Source organism: Streptomyces sp. NPDC043726 (assembly GCF_056436565.1).
Genome location: NZ_JBWKCI010000017.1, coordinates 1 through 22,086 on the forward strand (window position 1 = coordinate 1; position 22,086 = coordinate 22,086).

At 70.8% G+C, this 22,086-nt stretch carries 23 protein-coding genes; 15 read left to right on the forward strand and 8 right to left on the reverse strand.

Annotation, left to right across the window (positions count from 1 at the left end; all coding sequences use genetic code 11):
* From AC068Z_RS36510 to AC068Z_RS36555, 10 genes are all read left to right on the forward strand, one after another.
* Positions 1 to 429 (forward strand): sugar phosphate isomerase/epimerase family protein (locus AC068Z_RS36510; RefSeq protein ID WP_478565972.1); only part of this gene is annotated, 429 nt, incomplete at its 5' end.
* A 440-nt stretch (positions 430 to 869) separates the two neighbouring features.
* Complete coding sequence (locus AC068Z_RS36515; protein ID WP_478565975.1) at positions 870 to 2,039, forward strand: inositol-3-phosphate synthase; 1,170 nt, start codon at positions 870 to 872, stop codon at positions 2,037 to 2,039.
* 92 nt (positions 2,040 to 2,131) lie between these two features.
* The gene (locus AC068Z_RS36520) at positions 2,132 to 3,130 is read left to right on the forward strand and encodes an SCO3242 family prenyltransferase (RefSeq protein WP_478566321.1); all 999 of its coding nucleotides are present in this window, start codon (positions 2,132 to 2,134) and stop codon (positions 3,128 to 3,130) included.
* Positions 3,127 to 4,005, forward strand: a complete 879-nt coding sequence (locus AC068Z_RS36525; RefSeq protein WP_478565978.1) for a sugar phosphate isomerase/epimerase family protein — start codon at positions 3,127 to 3,129, stop codon at positions 4,003 to 4,005. Before AC068Z_RS36520 ends, AC068Z_RS36525 begins: the two co-directional genes overlap by 4 nt.
* On the forward strand, positions 4,005 to 4,643 hold the full coding sequence (locus AC068Z_RS36530) for an EboA domain-containing protein (protein ID WP_478565981.1): 639 nt from the start codon (positions 4,005 to 4,007) through the stop codon (positions 4,641 to 4,643). Before AC068Z_RS36525 ends, AC068Z_RS36530 begins: the two co-directional genes overlap by 1 nt.
* A complete protein-coding gene (locus tag AC068Z_RS36535; RefSeq protein ID WP_478565984.1) occupies positions 4,643 to 5,491 on the forward strand; it encodes a TatD family hydrolase in 849 nt (282 codons plus the stop codon). Before AC068Z_RS36530 ends, AC068Z_RS36535 begins: the two co-directional genes overlap by 1 nt.
* Before the next feature lie 3 nt (positions 5,492 to 5,494).
* A complete protein-coding gene (gene eboE / locus AC068Z_RS36540) occupies positions 5,495 to 6,664 on the forward strand; it encodes a metabolite traffic protein EboE (RefSeq protein ID WP_478565987.1) in 1,170 nt (389 codons plus the stop codon).
* Positions 6,661 to 8,043, forward strand: a complete 1,383-nt coding sequence (locus AC068Z_RS36545) for an alkaline phosphatase family protein (RefSeq protein WP_478565990.1) — start codon at positions 6,661 to 6,663, stop codon at positions 8,041 to 8,043. The genes eboE and AC068Z_RS36545 overlap by 4 nt, the downstream gene beginning before the upstream one ends.
* 54 nt (positions 8,044 to 8,097) lie before the next feature.
* Positions 8,098 to 9,261 carry a sugar phosphate isomerase/epimerase family protein gene (locus AC068Z_RS36550; protein WP_478565992.1) on the forward strand — a complete coding sequence of 388 codons (1,164 nt, stop codon included), beginning with the start codon at positions 8,098 to 8,100 and terminating at the stop codon, positions 9,259 to 9,261.
* A 266-nt stretch (positions 9,262 to 9,527) separates the two neighbouring features.
* The gene (locus AC068Z_RS36555) at positions 9,528 to 11,648 is read left to right on the forward strand and encodes a PQQ-dependent sugar dehydrogenase (protein WP_478565995.1); all 2,121 of its coding nucleotides are present in this window, start codon (positions 9,528 to 9,530) and stop codon (positions 11,646 to 11,648) included.
* A gap of 214 nt (positions 11,649 to 11,862) precedes the next feature.
* Here AC068Z_RS36555 and AC068Z_RS36560 read toward each other — a convergent pair whose 3' ends face one another.
* On the reverse strand, positions 11,863 to 12,291 hold the full coding sequence (locus AC068Z_RS36560; RefSeq protein ID WP_478565998.1) for a hypothetical protein: 429 nt from the start codon (positions 12,289 to 12,291) through the stop codon (positions 11,863 to 11,865).
* A 71-nt stretch (positions 12,292 to 12,362) separates the two neighbouring features.
* Here AC068Z_RS36560 and AC068Z_RS36565 point away from each other — a divergent pair, with 71 nt between their 5' ends.
* Entirely contained in the window at positions 12,363 to 12,980 is a 618-nt protein-coding gene (locus AC068Z_RS36565; RefSeq protein WP_478566001.1) for a P-loop nucleotide/nucleoside kinase family protein, read from the forward strand.
* A gap of 61 nt (positions 12,981 to 13,041) precedes the next feature.
* On the opposite strand, the gene AC068Z_RS36570 is transcribed toward AC068Z_RS36565, so the two are convergent.
* The 4 genes from AC068Z_RS36570 to AC068Z_RS36585 all read right to left on the reverse strand — a co-directional run bounded on the left by AC068Z_RS36570 (position 13,042) and on the right by AC068Z_RS36585 (position 14,934).
* Complete coding sequence (locus AC068Z_RS36570; protein ID WP_478566003.1) at positions 13,042 to 13,347, reverse strand: transcriptional regulator; 306 nt, start codon at positions 13,345 to 13,347, stop codon at positions 13,042 to 13,044.
* The gene (locus AC068Z_RS36575; protein WP_478566005.1) at positions 13,344 to 13,841 is read right to left on the reverse strand and encodes a hypothetical protein; all 498 of its coding nucleotides are present in this window, start codon (positions 13,839 to 13,841) and stop codon (positions 13,344 to 13,346) included. The genes AC068Z_RS36570 and AC068Z_RS36575 overlap by 4 nt, the downstream gene beginning before the upstream one ends.
* Positions 13,842 to 13,902: 61 nt before the next feature.
* Positions 13,903 to 14,694: a phytanoyl-CoA dioxygenase family protein gene (locus tag AC068Z_RS36580; RefSeq protein ID WP_478566008.1), complete on the reverse strand. Its 792-nt coding sequence runs from the start codon at positions 14,692 to 14,694 to the stop codon at positions 13,903 to 13,905.
* Positions 14,695 to 14,802: 108 nt separating this feature from the next.
* Complete coding sequence (locus AC068Z_RS36585) at positions 14,803 to 14,934, reverse strand: hypothetical protein (RefSeq protein ID WP_478566011.1); 132 nt, start codon at positions 14,932 to 14,934, stop codon at positions 14,803 to 14,805.
* Between the two features lie 561 nt (positions 14,935 to 15,495).
* Between AC068Z_RS36585 and AC068Z_RS36590 the strand changes: the two genes are divergently transcribed.
* The 3 genes from AC068Z_RS36590 to AC068Z_RS36600 all read left to right on the forward strand — a co-directional run bounded on the left by AC068Z_RS36590 (position 15,496) and on the right by AC068Z_RS36600 (position 18,878).
* Entirely contained in the window at positions 15,496 to 16,740 is a 1,245-nt protein-coding gene (locus AC068Z_RS36590; RefSeq protein ID WP_478566014.1) for a hypothetical protein, read from the forward strand.
* A 65-nt stretch (positions 16,741 to 16,805) separates the two neighbouring features.
* Positions 16,806 to 17,501, forward strand: coding sequence for a TetR/AcrR family transcriptional regulator (locus AC068Z_RS36595; RefSeq protein WP_478566017.1), 696 nt, complete (start codon positions 16,806 to 16,808; stop codon positions 17,499 to 17,501).
* Between the two features lie 231 nt (positions 17,502 to 17,732).
* Positions 17,733 to 18,878, forward strand: a complete 1,146-nt coding sequence (locus AC068Z_RS36600; protein ID WP_478566020.1) for an FAD-dependent oxidoreductase — start codon at positions 17,733 to 17,735, stop codon at positions 18,876 to 18,878.
* Positions 18,879 to 18,966: 88 nt separating this feature from the next.
* Here AC068Z_RS36600 and AC068Z_RS36605 read toward each other — a convergent pair whose 3' ends face one another.
* From AC068Z_RS36605 to AC068Z_RS36615, 3 genes are all read right to left on the reverse strand, one after another.
* Positions 18,967 to 19,932: a YihY/virulence factor BrkB family protein gene (locus AC068Z_RS36605; protein WP_478566023.1), complete on the reverse strand. Its 966-nt coding sequence runs from the start codon at positions 19,930 to 19,932 to the stop codon at positions 18,967 to 18,969.
* A 175-nt stretch (positions 19,933 to 20,107) separates the two neighbouring features.
* Positions 20,108 to 20,518, reverse strand: a complete 411-nt coding sequence (locus AC068Z_RS36610) for a hypothetical protein (protein WP_478566026.1) — start codon at positions 20,516 to 20,518, stop codon at positions 20,108 to 20,110.
* A 230-nt stretch (positions 20,519 to 20,748) separates the two neighbouring features.
* Entirely contained in the window at positions 20,749 to 21,150 is a 402-nt protein-coding gene (locus AC068Z_RS36615; protein ID WP_478566029.1) for an alcohol dehydrogenase catalytic domain-containing protein, read from the reverse strand.
* 158 nt (positions 21,151 to 21,308) lie between these two features.
* On the opposite strand from AC068Z_RS36615, the gene AC068Z_RS36620 reads away from it, so the two are divergent.
* Entirely contained in the window at positions 21,309 to 22,049 is a 741-nt protein-coding gene (locus tag AC068Z_RS36620) for a class I SAM-dependent methyltransferase (protein ID WP_478566032.1), read from the forward strand.
* The last annotated feature ends 37 nt before the right edge of the window (positions 22,050 to 22,086 follow it).

The window sequence follows — 22,086 nt, forward strand, 5'->3', positions numbered from 1 at the left end:
CGTGCCCTGGAGGCGGTCGGCCGGCGGCCCGCGTTCGGCCTGAACTTCGACCCCTCGCACTTCGTGTGGCAGGACCTGGACCCCGTCGGCTTCCTGTACGACTTCCGGGACCGGATCTATCACGTGGACTGCAAGGAGGCCCGCAAGCGGCTGGACGGCCGCAACGGCCGCCTCGGCTCCCACCTGCCCTGGGGCGACCCCCGGCGCGGCTGGGACTTCGTCTCCGCCGGACATGGCGACGTGCCCTGGGAGGACGTCTTCCGGATGCTGCGCTCCATCGGCTACCAGGGCCCGATCTCGGTGGAGTGGGAGGACGCCGGCATGGACCGGCTCCAGGGCGCCCCCGAGGCCCTGACCCGCCTGAAGGCCTACGACTTCGAGCCGCCGTCCGCATCCTTCGACGCCGCCTTCGCGGGCGGCGACAAGTAGGCGCTGCTACGCCAAACGCCAGGCCGACGCCCGGCGGTGATGAGCCGCCGGGCCGGTCAGGGCTGCCCGGAGACCTCTTTGTCCTCGGCCGGGAAAAAGTTCGTCCCATTCGTTGCACGAGGGCTACCCGTCGAGGACGAACCGGGCTACGGTCCCCCTCGTATACAGGCGCCACACAGTGGTTTGAGACTTACGGCGCATTCCTGCCGTACGGGCTCACCGCGCGTTTGACCGGCCTACGGAGGACGTCCGTGCTGCACACCACAGGGCCAACAGCCCTCAGGTACCCCGCACTTGACCCGCCACCCACTCCGACGCCGTAACACCGCCGCCCCACAGCAGCCCTCGCGGGCCGCGGCCCGAGCCGTCCCCTTGCCGGCGGTGGGCGGGAGGCCCCGCGCCCCCCGCCCACCGTCCTCCAACCACATCGAATGTTCGACATGGCAGGAAGGCAGCCCGTGAACAACGACGGGAACGCATCAAAGCCCCAGACCGGCGGGCCGACCGCACGCACCGGGGTCTGGTTCGTCGGAGCCCGCGGATCGGTGGCCACCACCGCCGTCGCCGGATGTGCGGCGGTCACCGCCGGACTGCACGCGCCCACCGGCATGGTCACGGAGACCCCGCCGTTCGACGGCACCGGCCTGCCACCCCTGTCCTCCCTAGTGTTCGGCGGCCACGACACCGCCGACTGCCCGCTGCCCAAGCGGGCCGAACACCTCACCGGCGCGGGCGTCCTGCCGCACGGCCTCACCTCCGCCGTACACGCCGAACTCCTGGCCGCAGACCGGGAGATACGGCTCGGCGGCCCGCTCCCGGGCGACACGCGCGACGACGAAGAACTCATCGCGGCCTTCGCCGCCGACCTCACCGCGTTCCGCGAGCGCAACGGCCTGGCCCGGGTGGTCGTCGTCAACGTCTCCTCCACCGAGCCCCTGCCCGCGCCCGACGCCGTCCGGCTGCCGCCCAGCTCGCTCTATGCGGCTGCCGCCCTGCGCGCCGGCTGTCCCTACGTCAACTTCACGCCGTCCACCGGGCTGCGCACCCCCGCTCTCGCGGACGCCGCCGCGGCCGCCGGACTTCCCCACGCGGGCCGGGACGGCAAGACCGGCCAGACGCTGCTGCGAGCCGTACTCGCCCCCATGTTCGTCCAGCGCGCTTTGGAGGTACGGGCATGGTCCGGCACCAACCTGCTGGGCGGCGGCGACGGGGCGGCGCTGGCCGACCCGGCGGCGGCAGCGGCGAAGAACGCCGGCAAGGAACGCGTCCTCGCCGACTCCCTCGGGCACACGCCGGAGGGCGAGGTGCACATCGACGACGTGCCGGCGCTCGGTGACTGGAAGACGGCCTGGGACCACATCGCCTTCGAGGGCTTCCTCGGCTCGCGGATGATCCTGCAGACCATCTGGCAGGGCTGCGACTCGGCGCTGGCCGCACCGCTCGTCCTGGACCTGGCCCGCCTGGTCGCCCGCGCCCACGAGGCGGGGCTGTCCGGCCCGCTCCCGGAACTCGGCTTCTACTTCAAGGACCCCGACGCCGGTCCGGCGGGCCTCGCGGAGCAGTTCACCGCCCTGCTGTCGTTCGCCGACCGCCTGCGGGAGGCCACGTGATCCGCTCCCTGCTGTCCCGCCTCGCCCCACCCGCAGCGAAGCGCTTCCCGCAGGCCGCCCGCCCGGACAACGATCAGGACTGCGCCGTACCCGTGCGTGCGCGACGGGCGGGGCTGCGGGACTGGGCCGAACTGCTGCGCGTCTCCGCGCTGTTCACGGTGCCCGGGGACGCCCTCGCCGGTGCCGCGGCCGCCGGGGTGCGGCCCGGCCGCAACACGGCCTACGCCATGGGAGCCTCGCTCTGCCTCTACGAGGCGGGCATGGCGCTCAACGACTGGGCCGACCGCGACGAGGACGCCGTCGACCGCCCCCATCGTCCTCTTCCCTCCGGCCGGATCTCCCCGCGGGCGGCGCTGGGCGCGGCCGGGCTCCTGACGGCGGCCGGTCTGACGCTCGCCGCCCGCGCCGGCCGCCCCGCACTGGCGGTGGCGTCGGCACTGACCGCCACGGTCTGGGCGTACGACCTGCGCCTGAAGCACACCCCCTTGGCCCCGGCGGCGATGGCGGCGGCCCGTGCCCTGGACCTCCTGCTCGGCGCGGTGGCGAGCACACCGGCGCCCACCGCGACCCGGCCGGCGGCCATGACTGCTGACACGGCACCTACTGCGACTCGGTCGGCGACCATGACCGCTGGCACGGCACCCACTTTGGTGCCGGGGGGACCCTCCGGCACGGCCAGTCCCTCCGTACGCGCCGCGGCCCCCGCCGCCGCGGTGCTGGCCGCCCACACCTACGCCGTCACCGCCGTCTCCCGGCACGAGGCGCACGGCGGTTCGCCGCTCGCCCCCCTCACCGCGCTCGGCGCGACCACCGGCCTCGGACTGCTGCTGGCACGCACACCCACTAAGGCGGGGATCGTTTTGGTCCTGTCGGCCGCCTCGTACGTCCGCACAGCCGCCGTGCCCTTGCTGCACGCCGCTCTCAATCCCTCCCCGCCACTGACCCAGCGGGCCGTCGGGGGAGGGATCCGCGCCATGATCCCGCTGCAGGCCGCCCTCGCTGCCCGGTCCGGATCGGCCGGAACCGCACTGACGGTGCTGGGCCTGGTACCCCTGGCCCGCACGCTCGCCCGGAGAGTGAGTCCCACGTGAGCCGCCGACAGCAACTCCGCCTGGGCTACGGCACCAACGGCCTCACCGACCTCCGACTCGACGACGCCCTCGGTGTGCTCGCCGAGCTGGGCTACGACGGCGTCGGGCTGACCCTCGACCACATGCACCTCGACCCGCTCGCCCCTGACCTGCCCGCCCGCACCGCGAAGGTCGCCCGCAGGCTCGGCGAACTCGGTCTGACCGCCACCGTGGAGACCGGCGCCCGCTACGTGCTCGACCCACGCCGCAAGCACGGTCCGTCGCTGCTCGACCCGGACCCCGAGGGGCGTGCCGCCCGGACGCGGCTGCTGATCACCGCGGTCGAGGTCGCGGCGGACCTCGGAGCGCACGCCGTGCACTGCTTCAGCGGCATCACACCGCCCGGCACCGACGACGACACCGCCTGGCAGCGCCTCCAGCAGGCGCTCGAACCGGTGCTCGACGCAGCGGCCCGCGCAGGAGTGCCGCTCGCGATCGAACCCGAACCGGGACACCTCCTGGCCACCCTCGCCGACTTCCACCATCTGCGCACCCTGCTCGGCAGCCCGCCCGCTCTCGGGCTCACCCTCGACATCGGCCACTGCCAGTGCCTGGAACCCAGGACGCCCGCCGAGTGCGTCCGCGAGGCCGCGCCCTGGCTACGGCACGTGCAGATCGAGGACATGCGCCGCGGGGTGCACGAGCATCTGCCGTTCGGCGACGGCGAGATCGACTTCCCGCCCGTCCTGGACGCCCTCACCGCCACCGGCTACCAGGGCCTGACCGTCGTGGAGTTGCCCCGCCACTCCCACGCCGGACCGGAACTGGCCCGCTCCTCCATCGAGTTCCTCCAGGCCGCCCTGGCGGCCGGCACCACGAAGGGAGTGCCGGCGTGATGACCCAGCCCCCTGCCCGGACCCGCGACCAGATCAGCGCGGCGCTGCCCGACGACATGGCGCGCGCCTGGCTCGCCGAGGCGCTGGCCGACGCCACCCGCGGCGCGAATGCACCCCCCACCGCCCCGACCTCGTACATCGCCCACCCGTGGGAGCTGCGGTTCGCCGCCGCCGGGCGGCACTGCGGCCATGACAACGCCGACACCGTCCGCATGCTGCTGCTGATCGAGGCACGGGCGGGTCTGGACACCCTGACCCGGCTCTACCAGCACGGCAGCGCCGCCGAACGCCGTGCGGTCCTGCGGGCGTTGCCGTCCCTGGTCGACGGAGGGCACGCCGTGCACCTCATCGAGGACGCCCTGCGCACCAACGACACCAGCCTCGTCCGCGCCGCGGTCGGGCCCTACGCCGCCGCCCACCTCGACGCGCACGCCTGGCGCCACGCCGTCCTGAAGTGCCTGTTCACCGGCGTCCCCGTCGACGCGGTCGCGAGCCTGGCGCAGCGGGCGGCCGGCGACCGCGAACTGGCCCGCATGCTCACCGACTACGCCGCCGAGCGGACCGCCGCCGGCCGTGACGTCCCCGACGACCTCGGCCGCGTGCTGACCCTGACGGGCGAAGAGCCCAAGGAGCGTTGATGCGTATCTTCGACCCGCACATCCACATGACGTCACGTACCACCGACGACTACGAGGCCATGCACGCCGCGGGCGTCCGCGCCGTCGTCGAACCGTCCTTCTGGCTCGGCCAGCCCCGCACCTCCCCGGCGAGCTTCTTCGACTACTTCGACGCACTCTTGGGCTGGGAACCCTTCCGCGCCGCCCAGTACGGCATCGCCCACCATTGCACCATCGCGCTCAACCCCAAAGAGGCCAACGACCCCCGCTGCACACCGGTGTTGGACGCGCTGCCCCGCTACCTCGTCAAGGACGGCGTCGTCGCCGTCGGTGAGATCGGCTACGACGCCATGACAACGGCCGAGGACACCGCGCTGGCCGCCCAGCTCCAGCTCGCCGCCGACCACGGCCTGCCCGCCCTCGTCCACACGCCCCACCGCGACAAGCTCACCGGCCTGCACCGCACCGTCGACGTCGTACGCGAGTCGAAGCTGCCCCTGGACCGGGTCCTGCTCGACCACCTCAACGAGACGACCGTCCAGCACGCCAAGGACAGCGGCTGCTGGCTCGGCTTCTCCGTCTACCCGGACACCAAGATGGACGAGGACCGCATGGTCGCGATCCTGCGGACGTACGGAACGGAGAAGGTCCTCGTCAACTCGGCCGCCGACTGGGGCAAGAGCGACCCGCTGAAGACCCGCAAGGTCGCCGACGCGATGCTCGCGGCCGGTTTCGGCGAGGACGACGTCGAGCGTGTGCTGTGGCACAACCCGGTCGCCTTCTACGGACTCAGCGGCCGGCTCCGCCTCGACCTCCCGCAGGCGCAGGAGCTGCACGAGGGCAACTCCATCCTGCGCGGCGGTGAGTGAGCCATGCGCTTTCGCCACCCCGACGGCTCCACCGTCCACCTCGCCTACTGCACCAACGTCCACCCCGCCGAGACCCTCGACGGCGTTCTCGCCCAACTGCGCGACCACTGCGAGCCGGTGCGCAAATGTCTGGGCCGGGACCGCCTCGGCATCGGACTGTGGCTCGCCAAGGACGCCGCACGCGCACTGAACAGCGACCCGGTGGCACTGCGGGAACTGCGCGGCGAACTGGACCGGCGCGGCCTGGAGGTCGTCACGCTGAACGGTTTCCCCTACGAGGGGTTCGGCGCCGAAGAGGTCAAGTACCGCGTCTATTGGCCCGACTGGGCCGACGCCGAACGCCTCGCCCACACCACCGACCTGGCCCGCCTCCTGACGGCGCTCCTGCCGGACGACGTCACCGAGGGGACCATCTCCACCCTTCCCCTCGCCTGGCGGACCGGCTTCGACGAGCGCGCCGCCGCCACCGCCGGTGCGGCGCTGACCACTCTGGCGGGGCGGCTGGACGCGCTGGAGGAACTGACCGGCAAGTCGATCCGCATCGCGCTCGAACCGGAGCCCGGCTGCACGGTGGAGACCACCGCGGACGCGATCGGACCACTGACGGCGCTGCCCGGCGACCGTATCGGCGTGTGCGTGGACACGTGCCACCTCGCCACCTCCTTCGAGGACCCGGGCACGGCACTGGCCGCGCTCGCCGCGGCCGGTGTCGGCATCCCCAAGATGCAGCTGTCGGCCGCCCTGCACGCCGAGAACCCCCGTCTGCCGGAGGTCCGCGAGGCCCTCGCGGCCTTCGCCGAGCCCCGCTTCCTGCACCAGACCCGCACGCTCACCCCCGCGGGACTGCGCGGCACCGACGACCTCGGCCAGGCGCTGGGCGGCGCGGGCCTGCCCGACGCGACACCCTGGCGCGCCCACTTCCACGTCCCGCTGCACGCCCCGCCCGCCGCGCCGCTCACCTCCACCCTGGATGTGTTGCGGGAGGCCCTGACCCTGCTGGTGGGAGGGGACGAGCCGCGCACCCGTCACCTCGAGGTCGAGACCTACACCTGGCAGGCCCTGCCACCCGAGCTGCGCCCCCGCACCCGCGCCCAGCTGGTCTCCGGCATCGCCGCCGAACTCACTCTCGCCCGTGACCTGTTGACCGACCTCGGCCTGAAGGAGCTGCCATGAGCAACCGCCCCACCGCGCTCCTGGTCCTCGACGTCGTCGGCCTCACCCCGCGTCTCCTCGACCACATGCCCCGCCTCAAGGCGCTGGCGGCCTCCGGCTCGCAGGCGAACCTGTCCACGGTCCTGCCCGCTGTCACCTGCGCCGCGCAGTCCACCTTCCTCACCGGCGCCCACCCGTCGGAGCACGGCATCGTCGGCAACGGCTGGTACTTCCGCGACCTCGGAGACGTCCTGCTGTGGCGCCAGCACAACGGCCTGGTCTCCGGCGACAAGCTCTGGGACGCCGCCCGCCGCGCCCATCCCGGCTATACGGTCGCCAACATCTGCTGGTGGTACGCCATGGGCGCCGACACCGACATCACCGTCACCCCTCGTCCGGTCTACTACGCCGACGGCCGCAAGGAACCCGACTGCTACACCCGGCCCCCGGCCCTGCACGACGAACTCACCGCCAAACTCGGCACCTTCCCTCTCTTCCACTTCTGGGGCCCCGGCGCCGACATCGTCTCCAGCCAGTGGATCGCCGAGGCGACCCGCCACATCATGCGCACCCGCCGGCCCGACCTGGCCCTGTGCTACCTGCCGCACCTCGACTACGACCTGCAGCGCTACGGCCCCGACGACCCCCGCTCCCATCGGGCCGCCGCCGAACTCGACGCCGTCATCGGCCCGTTGCTCGACGACGCCCGCGCGGAAGGCCGTACCGTCGTCGCGCTGTCCGAGTACGGCATCACCCGCGTCAGCCGCCCCGTCGACATCAACCGCGCCCTGCGCCGGGCCGGACTCCTCGAAGTCCACACCCAGGACGGCATGGAGTACCTCGACCCGATGGCCTCCCGTGCCTTCGCCGTCGCCGACCACCAGATCGCCCATGTCTACGTCCGCCGCCCGGAGGACCTGCAAGCCACCCGTGCGGCCCTGGAGAACCTGCCCGGCATCGAGCAACTCCTGGGCGACGAGGGCAAGAAGGCCCACCACCTCGACCATCCGCGCTCGGGCGAACTCGTCGCCGTCGCGGAGCCGGACGCCTGGTTCACGTACTACTACTGGCTCGACGACGCCCGCGCACCCGACTTCGCCCAGCTCGTCGAGATCCACCGCAAACCCGGCTACGACCCGGTCGAACTGTTCATGGACCCGCTCGACCCCTACGTCAAGGTCAAGGCCGCGACCGCCCTGGCGCGCAAGAAGCTCGGCATGCGCTACCGCATGGCGGTCGTACCCCTGGATCCCTCACCCATTCGCGGCAGCCACGGCCGCCTCCCCACGAGCGACGACGACGGTCCGCTCGTCCTGGTTTCCACCCCCCGCGCAGTGTCCGGCCGCGTAGCGGCCACCGATGTGAAGTCCCTGCTGTTGCGGCTCGCCGGCCTCTCCTGAGGCGGCTGCCGTCGGGCATCCCGCAGCACCGTGACAACGAAAGCGAGACACACTGTGACCACGTTCAACGACGAATCCGTCACCGGCGACGCCCTGCGCCGCACGCTCGGCGTCAGCCGCCGCAGCTTCCTCAGCACCTGCACGGCCGTCGGGGCCGCGGCGATCGCCGCACCGGTGTTCGGCGCGGGTCCCGCGCTGGCGCAGGACAACGTGGAAGCCGCCGGCGCGGACCGGGGCCGCTCCGCGCTGGTCCCGCCGCACAAGCGCGGCATCATCCTCTACACCGTCCGTGACGCGATCGGCCGTGACCCGCTCGCCTCCGACCTGCCCTCCGGTTTCCGTGAGGTGTTCCGGCAGCTGGCGCGCTTCGGCTACCGCCAGGTGGAGTTCGCCGGCTACGGCCAGCACGCCAACGCGCCGGGCGGCGCGAACCTGGGCACCGTTCAGGGCGCGAAGCTGATGCGCTCCTGGCTCGACGAGTACGGGCTGCGCGCGCAGGGCAGTCACGGGTTCATTCCGCCGTCCTGGCCGCTCACCCAGGCCGACCTGGACACCTTCAAGCTCAACCTGGAGATAGCCAACATCCTCGGCATGGACCACATGGGCACCGGTGGCGACCCCACCGGGAGCGCCTACCGGGCCGACTGGGACGTGGCCGCGGAGAAGTGGAACACCATGGGCGCCATCGCCCGCCGCGAGGGCGTCAAGCTCTACACCCACAACCACGACAGCGCCTACGACTTCCTGCTCGACGGCGGTCCGCTCGACGCACAGGGCCGCCCGACCCGCAGCTCCGGCATCAGGAAGCTGGAGTACTTCCTGGAGGTGACGGACCGCAGAAGCGTCTACCTGGAGCTGGACGTCTTCTGGGCGCACGTGGCCCAGTACAAGTTCCACACCTACACCGCCCACGACGGCTCGCAGCGGGAGCGGGTCTTCGACCCCGCCGCGCTCGTGTCCCGCAACACCAACCGCTTCCCGCTCTTCCACGCCAAGGACGGCGTGGTCAACCCGCAGAGCGGGCTGGGCTACGACATGGTGCCGTTCGGCACGGGCGATATCGACTACCGGCGGTTCTTCGTCCGGGTGGGCGCGAAGAACTACCACAACCCGATGGTCGAGCAGGACAACGCGCCGAGCGCGAGCGTTCCCGGCCAGTCGCTGGAGTTCGCGCGGATCGGTTACGACAACCTCGCGGCGCTGCGCGCCCGCCACTGACGGAGCGTCACCCGCGGGACCCGCCCCGGCGCCTCGGCGCGGGGCGGGTCACCCCGACCTGCCCGAAACACCCTGAACACCGTGAAACACCGGGACAAACTTTCCCCGAGAAAGTTGAAACTTTGTCCTTGACGAGTTGAAAGTGGGCGCTTTAGCGTCCAACTGCCTCCCATCGCACGGGCTTTCACCCGATGTCACTCTGCGGCGGCCGGCCGGGGTTGCTCCCCGGGAACGCGGTGCCGCCGACCAGACCAGAGGAGTTCTGAGTGCGCAACAGACGGATCGTCACCCTCGTGGGGGCGGCTGCGCTGGCCGGAGCCGTCGGGCTCCTGCCGCTGTCCCCGGCCCAAGCCGCCAAGCCGGATCCCGCACCGCCGGCCCCGTCGGACTTCCAGAAGGTCACCCTCAACGACCGCCCGGGCGAGCCCATGGCCCTCGCCGTCCTGCCCGACAGGCGGGTGCTGCACACGGCACGCACCGGCGAGGTCCGCATCCACGACCCCAAGAGCGGGGTGAACTTCCTCGCCGCCGACCTCAAGAAGAGCCCCGCCGGGCTCTACCAGCATGACGAGGAAGGCGTGCAGGGCATCGCCGTCGACCCCGGCTTCGCCAAGAACCGCTGGGTCTACCTCTACTACTCACCCCGTCTGAACACCCCCGTCGACGACCCCGCCACCGCGGGCGTCAACGAAGGCGACGCACCGCAGTTCGGCACGCCCGCGGACTTCGCCAAGTACGAGGGCGTCACGCGGCTTTCGCGCTTCAAACTCGTGGGCAACAAGCTCGACTTCGGCACCGAGCAGAAGATCATCGACGTCCCCGCCGACCGGGGCATCTGCTGCCACGTCGGCGGCAAGATCGACTTCGACCACAAGGGCAACCTGTTCCTGTCCACCGGTGACGACTCCAACCCGTTCTCCTCCGACGGCTACGCCCCGCTCGACGACCGCGCCGACCGCAACCCGGCCTACGACGCGCGGCGCACCTCGGGCAACACCAACGACCTGCGCGGCAAGGTCCTGCGCATCAAGGTCAAGCGCAACGGCGGCTACGCGATACCCGACGGCAACCTCTTCGCGCCGGGCACCGCGAAGACCCGCCCCGAGATCTACGCCATGGGTCTGCGCAACCCGTTCCGCTTCGGCGTCGACGACAAGACCGGCGAGGTCTACGTCGGCGACTACTCGCCCGACGCCAACCAGGCCAAGCCCGACCGCGGCCCCGCCGGACACGGCCGCTGGATGGTCATCGACCGCCCCGCCAACTACGGCTGGCCGTTCTGCGTGACCCAGGACATGCCGTACCAGGACTACGACTTCGCCACCCAGAAGTCGAGCGGCGCGTTCAACTGCGCCAAGCCGGTCAACGACTCCCGGCACAACACCGGCCTGGCCGAGCTGCCGCCGGTCACGGACGCGGAGATGGTCTACGGCTACGGTGCCTCCGCTGAGTTCCCGGAGCTCGGCACCGGCGGCATCGGCCCGATGGGCGGCCCGGCGTACCGCTACGACAAGCGGAACGACGCCGAGAACCGCTGGCCCGCCTACTTCGACGGCAAGCCGCTCTTCTACGAGTGGACCCGCGACCAGATGAAGGCCCTCACCCTCGACAAGCGCAACCAGATCACGAAGATCGAGGACGCGATTCCCACGATCAAGACGGACGGCCCGATCGACGCCGAGTTCGGCCCGGACGGCGCGCTGTACGTCCTGGAGTACGGCACCGGGTACTTCGCGGAGCTGCCCGAGGCCCAGCTCTCCCGCATCGACTTCACCCGGGGCAACCGCACCCCGGAGCCCAAGGCGGCCGCCGACGTGACCAACGGCACGAGCCCGCTGACGGTCCAGTTCTCCAGCGCCGGCACGAAGGACGCCGACGGCGACGCCCTCAGCTACGCCTGGGACTTCGACGCCAACGGCACCGTGGACTCCAGGGAGGCCAACCCCAAGCACACCTTCACCACGAACGGCGTCTTCGACGCCACCCTGAAGGTCACCGACCGCACCGGGCGCTCGGCCTCCGCGTCGGTCCCCGTGGTGGTCGGCAACAAGGCGCCGGTCGTCGCGCTCACCACCGACCCCGCTCCGCACGGCGGCACGCCGTTCCACTGGGGTGACACGGTCACCTGGGAGGTCACCGTCACCGACGACCAGCCGGTGGACTGCTCGAAGGTCAGTGTCTCGTTCATCCTCGGCCACGACTCGCACGGTCACCCGCTGTCCACGAGCAACGGCTGCTCCGGATCGTTCAAGACGTTCCTCGACGGCGGTCACTCCGGCTCGGACAACCTGAAGGCGGTCTTCAACGCCAGCTACACGGACACGCCCCCGGCCGGCCTGCCGGCCCTCTCGGGCAGCGCTGAGGTCGCTCTGACCCCGGCCGACTGAGCGACGGCGACAACACCCCGCTGATTGCGGGCCCTCACTGCGGGCCTCACGGTGCACCGACCGTGAGGCCCGCAGCGGCCTTCGGCCTTTTCGTTACGGAAACCATTGCGGGAGGCCGAGAGAGCGCGCAACGCGACCTCTCGGCCTCCCGCAAGAGCAGCCGTGAAAGTGACAACAGGTGCGCCCCGCTCCATGAGAGGGCTCGCCTGTCATCTCAGATCCGGCCGCCGGTCAGACGGGTGATCGGACCGTGCGTATGGCGCCCGGAACGGCGACCCGCGAGATAGGACGTGGCAGTCAACGCCGACAGGCCGACGCCGACACCGGCCGCGAGGAGCTTGCGATTGGCGATCAACGTCCAGGCAGTCGTGGCCAGGGCCACCGCCTGTCCCGAGGCGTCCACGACGACCTGACGCCCGGCGTTGACCCGCTCGGCCGCGCTGTGCGCGACCTTCGTGCCGGCTCCGGCCGTACGCTCGGCCACGCCCACGGCGGCCGAAGCCGCGCCACCGGACTTGTCGGCTGCCGCGTCCGCGGCCTTCGACGCGGGGGCAGTCGCCTTCGCCGCGGCCTGACGGGCCTTGGCGGAAGCGCTGCGTTTGGATGCGGAATTCTGGTTCGTGCCGCTGTTCGATTCACTCATGCACTTCGCTTTGCCGGATCCGTCAACGGCAAACGCACGCCTCCAGGAACTGCCCTTCACGACGCCGACTCGTGGACACGGTGATCAAGATCCGGCAGGATCGGCGGATGTTGAGACAGGAACGGCCAATCGTGGTCGCCATATGCGGGTCTCCGGGGGCCGGAAAGACCACCGTCGCCGACGCGGCCGCCCGCCGCCTCGGGGTGCCCTTCTTGACCAGGGACGAGATCAAGCGCGGTATCGGGCTGTCCTCCGCATCCGTCGCCGAAGACGGCCGTATGGAACTCGATCCTGAATTCCACATCGCCGGCGGGCCGTTGAGTTCCCGCGCCGAGGCCGCGATGGTCGACGCGGCACGGTTGTTCGCCTCTGCGGGGGTGAGCTTCGTCGTCGAGTCCTCGGTGCTGTCGCGTACCCTCGTGGACACGCTCGTCGCCTGTGACGCACGCGTGCTCGCCGTTCACGTCGGCGCGGACGCCTCGGTCATCGGCAAGCGCCTCCGAGCCCGGGCGGCCACAGGCGGAGCAGTCGACCGGCAGCTCTCGGCTCATTTCGAGCGAGGGGAAATGAAGGCGGCGATATTCGACCCACCGGATGGAGTCGATGCCGTCATACGCGTCGATACCTCGGATGGCGGCGATCCGGACCTCGACTCCGTGGAAGCGGCGCTGCTCGCGTTGCTCAGGTGACCGAGCGCCGTCTGAAGAGACGCAGCCTGGAAGACCGTGGACGGGCGGAGGGGCCGGGCGGCTACGGCCCGACGATGGCGCGGAGAGCGGCGAGGTGGGCCCGGTATGCCTCTCGTCCCTGCCGGGTCAGGCGCAGCCAGACGCGTTGGCGGGTGTCGCGTACGGCCTTGCGCTGTTCGACGTAGCCGGACTCCATCAGCACGGTGACGTGCTTGCTCAGAACGGAGGCCGAGACGTCGAGCTGTTGCTGGACCACGGCGAACTCGGCCTCGCCGGCGGCCTCGAGCAGCGCGCAGATGCGCAGCCGGTTGGGTGCGTGGATGGTGGCGTCGAAGCCGTCCATGGGGTCGGAGGTGGAGCGGGTCACGAGGTGGTCCGGTGCATGCGCACGAAGGTGAGGTGGAAGGCGATCGACACCGCGGCCCCGATGGCGGAGGCGGCGAACAGCCACAGCGGTTCCCCGGTGGCGCGGAAGGCGAAAGGCGAGCCCACCAGCACCACGGGCAGTCCGATCATGAGGGGGACGGTAGCCCGCTTGGGCAGCACGTCCAGGCGCAGCGCCACGCCGGTCTTCTTGCGCCAGTTCGCGCCCGCGACCGCGAACAGGGCGAGGTATGCCGCGGTCATCACCACCATGATGACGCCCCAGGCCATGTTGGGGAGCAGCCACTGAGGGCTTGCCAGGGTGCCTCCGTAGACCGGCGGTACGGCAGCGACGTACAGCGTGAGCGTGGTGGCGAACCAGCGTGGCCAGGGAGTGGCGGACAGGGCCGTGGCGGAGGCCCGGACCCGCTCGGTGTCGGCCAGTGCGGCGCGTGCCTGCTGCACGCTCGGGCGGATGGTGTCCCCGTTGGTTTCCATGGCGGAAACTCTATGGGTGTGTTTCCATCATGGCAAGTCGAGACTTTCCGCTGTGGAAACGTCAGCTCAGGCCGATGGCCGGGGTGTCCAGTCCCAGCCCCCGACGGATCGCGATCTCCACGGGCGAGTACGCGCCGTCGGCCCGCTCCAGCTCGTACGGCGCGGCCGGCATCAGTGGCGGTTGGGCCATGAAGCGGGGCCGTACCCCGTGGTGCGGTTGCGCCGCGTGGACCAGGAACGGATGGCACAGAAAGACGTCGCCCGGGGACCCGGTGGCGAGTACGACCGGCCGGTGGTCGGAGGCCGCCACAAGATCGGGCGCGAGGGCCAGCCCGCTCGCCCCTTCCTCGCCGTACTTCTCCAGCACCCTCGGCACGTCGAGGTGTGACCCGACCCGGATCCGGGTGGGGGCGTCCTCCTCGCCGACCTCGCTGAACAGGAACAGCATCAGCAGCGCCCGGCCCCGGGAGCGCAGGTTGGTGAAGTGCCAGTCCTCACCTTCCGGCAGGTAGCTTCCCTCGATGTGCCATCCGGCGTCGTCCGGCTCCTCCGGGTGCGGGAACCGCAGCGGGAACGAGCCGAGCGAGTACCGCGGCTCCCAGCGTCCCACTCCGACGAGCAGGTCGTACGCGCGATGCAGGGAAGGGGAGTTGGGCGCGGCGGCGAACGGCCCCTGCGCCATGCCGCCCACCCAGTGCACGGGTTGCGTCCACGTCGCCGCATCGTCCGGGTCGCAGCCTGTCTCTCGCCACAACAGCCGCGCACAATCCGCGGCGACGCGCGGCGCGACAGCGCCCTCCAGCTTCACGAAGCCGTCGCGGACAAAGCGGGATACCAAGGTTGTGTCATCCATGTCCCCATCGTGCGGCGGGACCGGTGCCGATCACCCGACATTCTCCGCACCGTCTTTGTCGGGCGCCACGGCGAGGCCATGCCATGAGGACGCCGGCTGGGCCTCTGTTCAGCTTCGCTCGGGTTCCACCGGGAGCCACAGCTCGGCATCGGCCTCGGTGCCCTCGGTGACGGACTCGCCGAGCGCGGGCAGGACGACGTCCGTGCCCTCGGCGCGGCTGGCGTCCAGGCCGTCGCACACGGCGACGATGCCATAGGGCTCCTGGTCAGACAGCTTCTCCAGGTGTTCCAGGGTCCCGGGGGGCGATCCCGCGGACGAAGTCGACGATCGCCTGGTTCGGCCCCGTGTGCACCAGCGGCACCCGTGTCCTGAGCCCGACGACGGTGAAGCCCGCTTTGTTGACCACGCGATGCCTCGCAGTGCTGTTGCCTTCGATCGTGAGGCCGTAGGTCCGCCAGCGAGGAGAACATCCGACGCAGGTGGTATTCCGAGGGGGCCGCGATGCGTGCCAGTTCCTCGATCTCGATGGTCTGGTCGAGTGCAGCTCGATGTGCTCCAAGGCCAGGTTCAGCCGCTCCAGCGTGCCCGGTTCTTCCTTGTCTTGGTGATCACCATGCTAGGCGGCGCCGCCACCGCGAAATCGGTGCCTATTGCCGATATCGGGGTGGGTCGACGGGTGCGATCGGGAGGAGGAGGCGCCGGACGTGCAACCGTTCGGGACCGGCGGGAGTCTAGCGCTCGACACTCCGTTCTCTCGGTGGACACCGTCCATTTGCCCGCGCTCCGACTGAGGTTCTCCCCATGCCGATGCCCCCGTACAGCCGTCGCCCCGCCCGTGTCGCTGTCGCCGCTCTCGGCGCGGCCGGCCTGATCGCGCTGGCCGCCGCTCCCGCCGCCTTCGCCGATGAAGACGCCCCAGACTTGTTCATCGGAGGCGTTCAACCGATCAACGGCGTGCAGCCGGGGACCACCTTCGATCTTCCGGTCACCGTGGCGAACAAGGGCACCGCAGTCGCCGAGAAGGTGTGGGTCACCTACGCCGTCACCCGGGGACTCGATTTCACGGAGGTTCCCTCCAACTGCTGGACCCAGCAGGTCCGGTCCTACGACGAGATGCCGGAGCGCTGGCACGCGGTGTGCGGGTTCGAGCAGCCGGTGGAACCGGGTGCCGTCTACACACCCGAGAAGCCCCTTCAGGCCAAGGCCCTGAGCCGTGCTTTCAACGACGAACTGCTGGTACGCGTCGGTGACAACGATCCAGGGCCGGACGACAACGGCCTTCCGCCAGTGGCGGGAACCGCACCGGCGGTGAAGTTGGTCAAGGGGCAGGCCGGGAGCGAAGGGGCCGTGCGAGTAGTCATCGTGCCCGTCACCTCCGTCAACACGGCCGACTTCCAGGTGGCGGGCGCCGAGTTGAAGGGGCGTGTCGGTGAAACGGTGCCGATGAAGGTGGAGTTCACCAACGCCGGACCCGCCTGGTTCATGGCCAAGTTGGGGGAGCCGACCGTACACGTCATCGTCACCCCGCCCGCCGGAACGTCGGTCACCAAGGCGCCCGGGTTCTGCAAGGCCAAGGGCAAGGCGTACGACTGCGGGATGAGCCAGCGGGCTCTCAACGAGGGCGGCCGGGAGACCTACACCTTCCAACTGAAGATCGACAAGCGGGTGGCGAACGCCAGCGGCTCGGTGGCCCTGAGCACCGAGCCGCGGCCGTTCGACCCCGACAAGTCCAACGACAAGGCCGACATCACGCTGGACGTCACGGGTGGGGGTCCAGCCCCTTCGCCGACCACCTCGCCGACTCCTTCGCCGACCCCCTCGCCGAGTGGCTCGGGCGGATCGACCGGCGGGTCGGGAGGGTCGACGGGCGGGTCGGTCGGCGGGGCGTCGTCGACCGGCGGCGACGGGACCACGCCGCAGGGCGGCAACCTTGCAGACACCGGATCACCGGCGCTGCCGACCATGGCCGTGGCTGCCGGAGCGGTGTGCACAGGTGCGGCCGTATTGGTCATCGTGCGCCGCCGCCGGGCCCAGAACCTGAACTGACGACCGGCCCTAGCGCCCCCCGCGGGCCGCTCTGGGATCCGAACGCGTTCGTTACGATCGGTGTCATGAGTGCGAGAAGAGAGCCGGTCAGTCGACGGGAGCGTCCCGCGAAGCCCGCCCTGTCGCGGCGCTGGATCGTGGACACGGCCGTGCGGATCATGCGGGCCGAGGGGCTGGAGAAGGTCACGATGCGTCGCCTGGCGCAGGAGCTGGACACCGGCCCGGCCTCCCTGTACGTCTACGTCGCCAACACCGCCGAGCTGCACGCGGCCGTCCTGGACGCGCTGCTCGGCGAGGTGGACCTGAGTGGCCGGGGCGGCGGTGACGACTGGCGCGAGCAGCTCCGCACGGTGATGAGGTCGTACACCCTGGTGCTGTTCGAGCACCCGCAGCTCGCCCGGTCCGCGCTCGTGGCCAGGCCGAGCGGTGAGAACTACCTGCGGCTGGTGGAGCGGATCCTCGACCTGCTCGCGCGCAGCGGCGCTCCCCGCGCCCAGGTCGCCTGGGGAGTGGACAAGCTGCTCCAGGACGCCACGGCCACCGCCGCGGAGCACTCGACGCATGAGCACGACCCCACCGCCGAGGACGACTGGAACGCCACCGTGCGCGCCCTGCGCTCCGTCGACGAGGCCACGCATCCGGCGATCACCGCCCACATGCCGGATCTGATCGAGGGGGCGGCCGGGGGCCGGATGCGCTGGAGTTTCGACGTCCTCGTCAACGGCATCACCCACACTCCGGTACCCGACCGGGCCGACTGAGCCTGCTTTTCCGGGTCCGGCGTGCGACGCGTGCCGGACCGAGGGCGCTTCGGTGTGGCCACGCACACTCATTGACGAACTTGTTCGCTACGAACATGTTCGTTAACGTGAGAAGTGGCCGGACGGACCACAGCCACGCCACTGCGCATGCCGTCCCGCCCGGCGTCCGCACCGGCGGCAGCCGCGTCCCCGGCGCGCACACGCGTCCCACTTGCGCGAAAGAGGTTCACCATGACCACCACCACCCACTTCCCCGTCGCGATCATCGGCGGCGGTCTCGGCGGTCTGACCGCCGCCCGCGTCCTGCACGTCAACAGCATCGAGTCGGCGATCTTCGACCTGGAGACGGGGCCGGAGACCCGCACGCAGGGCGGCATGCTCGACATCCACGAGGAGAACGGCCAATCGGCCCTGCACGCCGCCGGCCTGCACGACGACTTCCTCAAGCTCGTCCACGAGGGCGGCCAGGCCATGCGCCTGCTGGGCCCCGACGGCACGGTGCATGTAGCCCAGGAGGACGACGGCACCGGCGACCGCCCCGAGGTAGACCGCGGCGACCTGCGCGACCTGCTGCTGAACTCCCTGCCCGACGGCACGGTCCGCTGGGGCCGCAAGGCCACGGGCGCCCGCCCGCTGGGCGACGGCCGCCACAAGGTCACGTTCACCGACGGCTCCGTCATCACCACCGACCTCCTCATTGGCGCGGACGGCGCCTGGTCGCGCGTCCGGCCGCTGCTCTCCGACGCCAAGCCGGCCTACACCGGCATCTCGTTCGTCGAGACCGATCTGTACGAGGCCGACACCCGCCACCCGCGCAGCGCGGTCGTCATCGGCGGCGGCTCCTTCTTCGCCCTGGGCCACGAGCGTGCCCTCCTGGCACACCGGGAGACCGACGGCTCGCTCCACGTGTACACGGCGCTCAAGGCCGACGAGGACTGGCTGGACGGAATCGACTTCAGCGACCACGCCGCCGCCAAGGCCGCGGTCCTCGCCCACTTCGACGGCTGGCACGAAAGCCTGCGCGGCCTGATCGCGGACGCGGAGACCATCACCCCGCGCCGTATCCACGCCCTGTCCGTCGGTCACCGCTGGGACCGCGTCCCCGGTGTCACCCTGCTCGGCGACGCCGCCCACCTCATGTCCCCGTTCGCGGGCGAGGGCGCCAACCTCGCCATGATCGACGGCGCGGAACTCGCCCTCGCCATCGCCGCCCACCCGGGCGACACCGAGGCCGCCCTGACCGCGTACGAGGACGCCCTCTTCCCGCGCAGCGAAGCCTCCGCCGTCGAGTCCGCCGCCAGTCTGGACACCATGTTCGGCGCGGACGGCCTTGAGCGGATGGTCGAGTTCTTCACCACCGCCCCGGCAGGCCGCTGAGAACCCTCCCGGGACTTGGGTCGGCTGGGCCCCGCCTCGAGCCTGCTCCACGCGTTCGTACGGCGCCGGCGCCCCGAAGTCGGGCTGCTCAGTCGCCGGGACCGGGGTCGGGGCGCGCGGGTGCTGTGATGCCGGCGCGGGTTGCTTCCAGCTGGGCGGCGAACGCGATGCCGTAGAAGAGGGCCACGGCGGTGAGGTTGGCCCAGAGGAGCAGGGCGATGAACGCGGTGAGCGGGCCGTACAGGGCCCCGAACGCACCGCTGCCTTCCACGTAGAGTGCGAGCAGCCAGGTCGCCACCACCCACAGCAGCAGGTGCAGGGCGGAGCCGAAGGCGAGCCAGGTGTAGCCGGGCTGGACCCGGCGCGGTGCCCACCGGAAGATCACGGCCGAGGCGATCCACGCCAGCGCGAGCCCCACCGGCACCTGGAGGGCGTTTCGCCAGCCGGGTGTGCCGAGAGACCAGCCGAAAGACGTTGCTACTGCGTCACCCACCGCATCACCGGCCACCAGGACGATGAACCCCACGATCATCGGAAGGCCCGCGGCGAGGGCCAGGGCGAGGGAGCGGGCGTACTTGCGGGGGAGTGGGCGGTCGCGCTCGATGCCGTAGATGCGGTTGGCACCCCGCTCGATCTGTCCCATCGCCGAAGCCAGGTTCAGCAGCGCGAAGCCCAGGCCGAGCCAGAGCGCGAGGGTGCTCCACACATTGCCGTCGGCGCTGGAGCGGGTCGTGTCGAAGGCGTCAGCGACCACCTCGCCGCTGGTTCCGGGCACGATTTCGGCCAGGGTGAGTTCCACGGCCCGTCCCACGGACTCGGTGTGCACCGAGGTGGCCAGGCCCACCAGCGCCACCGTGAAGGGCACCAGGCCGAGGACCACCTGGAAGGCGAGTGCCCGTGCGTTGGTGAAACCGTCGGCGAAGCGGAACCGGACGAAAGAGTCCACCAGCAGCCGCAGCCCGCCGTAGTGCCGCAGAGCGGTGAACGCCTCGTCCCCCGACAGCTCCTCGCCCAGCATGTCCCTGGTCTGCGGTACGTGTACGGCGGTGCCCACAATGCCTGCCCTCCTTCTGGTCGTGGTTGGTGTCCGACTGCCCACGGCGAGTCCGCGCACGCGTCGCCAGTCGTCCTGTATTCCACTACCGCCTCTGATCCAGGAGCATCCCGCACCGTCATCCCGAGCCCAGCGAGGCGGCGCCGGTGTGCGTCCGCCGCCCGCTGGGGCTTGTTCATGCGTGCAAGTCCGGCTCCTGAGCCCCGGTGTCGTTGCGCGGCTCTGTACGGTGGTCGAAATACGCCCACGCGAAGATCCCGAGCAGCGCCACGGTGCCCACGATCAGGTACCGCACCACCGTCGGTGCGTTCTGGGTGAAGAAAGCGGAGAGTCCTACTGCCAGCGCGCCGCACAGCATCACCATGCGGCTGGTGAAGCGCTGACCCGGATCGATCTCCTCGCGCTCGGAGAACAGGTCTTGCGCCGCCGCCTTCGCCGGACGTGCGGCACCTCTGCGTCTCTTCGACCGGTACTCCAGCCCGTACCCGATCAGAAGGTAGAGCGCGAACACCGCGGCGATCCACGCCCAGTCGGACGGATCGCTCGTGCCACCGCGCGCCAGTAGAACGTTCAGCCTCGGGCTCATCCAAGCCCTCCTTTCCATGTCTGAGCCGGATGCCCTGCGCGCGGAGCGGCATGCGCCGTTGGTGAGAACGGAGAACGTGTGTAGTTGAGCGGGGAGAGCACCAACTGGCCTTATGCGCCCGAAATGTTGGCGGAACCTGCGAACACCGTGGCAGAGCGGCAGGCTTGAAACGCCTGGTGGGGCGATCCTCAGGGGCATGAGCCGCGCAGGTGGCATGACTTGACGTGTGCCTACGGATCCGCGCAGGACGCGTGGACCGGCCAGTGATCGCGTCTTCTGATCTGCATCATCAGACTCGCGGCCACTTCGTCGGAGATGTCGTCGGGCACCGGCACGGCGTCGGCTGCGGGGAGCACGATTTGTTCGGCGTAGGAACCGTAGGCGTACCCCCAGGCGACCCGGTCACCGACCGCGAACTCGGCCAGTCCCGGGCCCAGCGCGCTGATGCGGCCGGCGCCCTCCACTCCGGGTACGAAGGGGAGTTGGCCCGTGGCCGCGCCGAGTCGGCGGGCTCCGGTGTCCATGAAGTTCACCCCGGCCGCGCTGATGTCCACGCGGATCTCACCCGGGCCGGGCTCAGGGGTGGGCAGTTGGGTGGTGTGCAGTTGGTCGGGGCCGCCGAGTCCTTTCACGACGATGGCGCGTGGACCAGCAAGGCCAGAAATGGGGCTTCAGGGGAACGGGCGGCGGTCGGCGGATGACAGCACTCGCACGTGCGGGACCGAGGTGAGGGCGGGCCGCGCATCAATCCTGTTGACCGCACCCGGCAGGCAGTGCTGGAGTCGGGCGCGTGGACAGCATTTCCGCCAACCGGCGGCTCTGGAACCAGATCAGCAGCGCCTACCAGCACGAGCACGATCCGCAAATCGGCGCCGCACCCCGGCTGTGGGGCATGTACTCCATCCCCGACGCGCAACTGCGCGCGTTGGGCGACGTCACCGGCAAGCGTGTCCTCGAACTCGGCTGCGGCGCCGGCCAGTGGTCCAGGGCGCTTGCCGCCGAGGGTGCCAAGGTGGTCGGGTTCGATCTGTCCGAAGCCCAACTCGCCGCAGCGGCCCACGCGATGGGAGAGGCCCGCTACCCGCTCGTGCACGGCGCCGCCGAACAACTCCCCTTCGCCGCAGCCAGCTTCGACCTGGTCTTCTGCGATTTCGGTGGGCTCAGCTGGGCGCCCCCGCACCTGGCCGTCCCCGAGGCCGCACGCGTCCTGGGCCGAGGCGGGCGCCTGGTGTTCAACGTCGCCAGCCCCTGGTTCGAAGCGTGCTACGACGAAGCCGCCAGCCGCGTGACCACGACGCTGCAACAGGACTACTTCGGGCTGGACGCCATCGCCGAAGGCGACGGCGCGACCAGTTATCAGCTCACCTACGGCGACTGGGTCAGAGTCCTGCGCGGGGCGGGTCTCATCATCGACGACCTCATCGAGCCGCGGCCCGAACGCGGAACACCCAACGGCTACAACGAAACCGACCCACCCGACTGGGCACACCGCTGGCCGGCGGAACTGCTCTGGGTAACCCACAAGCCGTAAGTTCCGCCGCGCTCAGACGTGCGGGCATCCTCTCGCC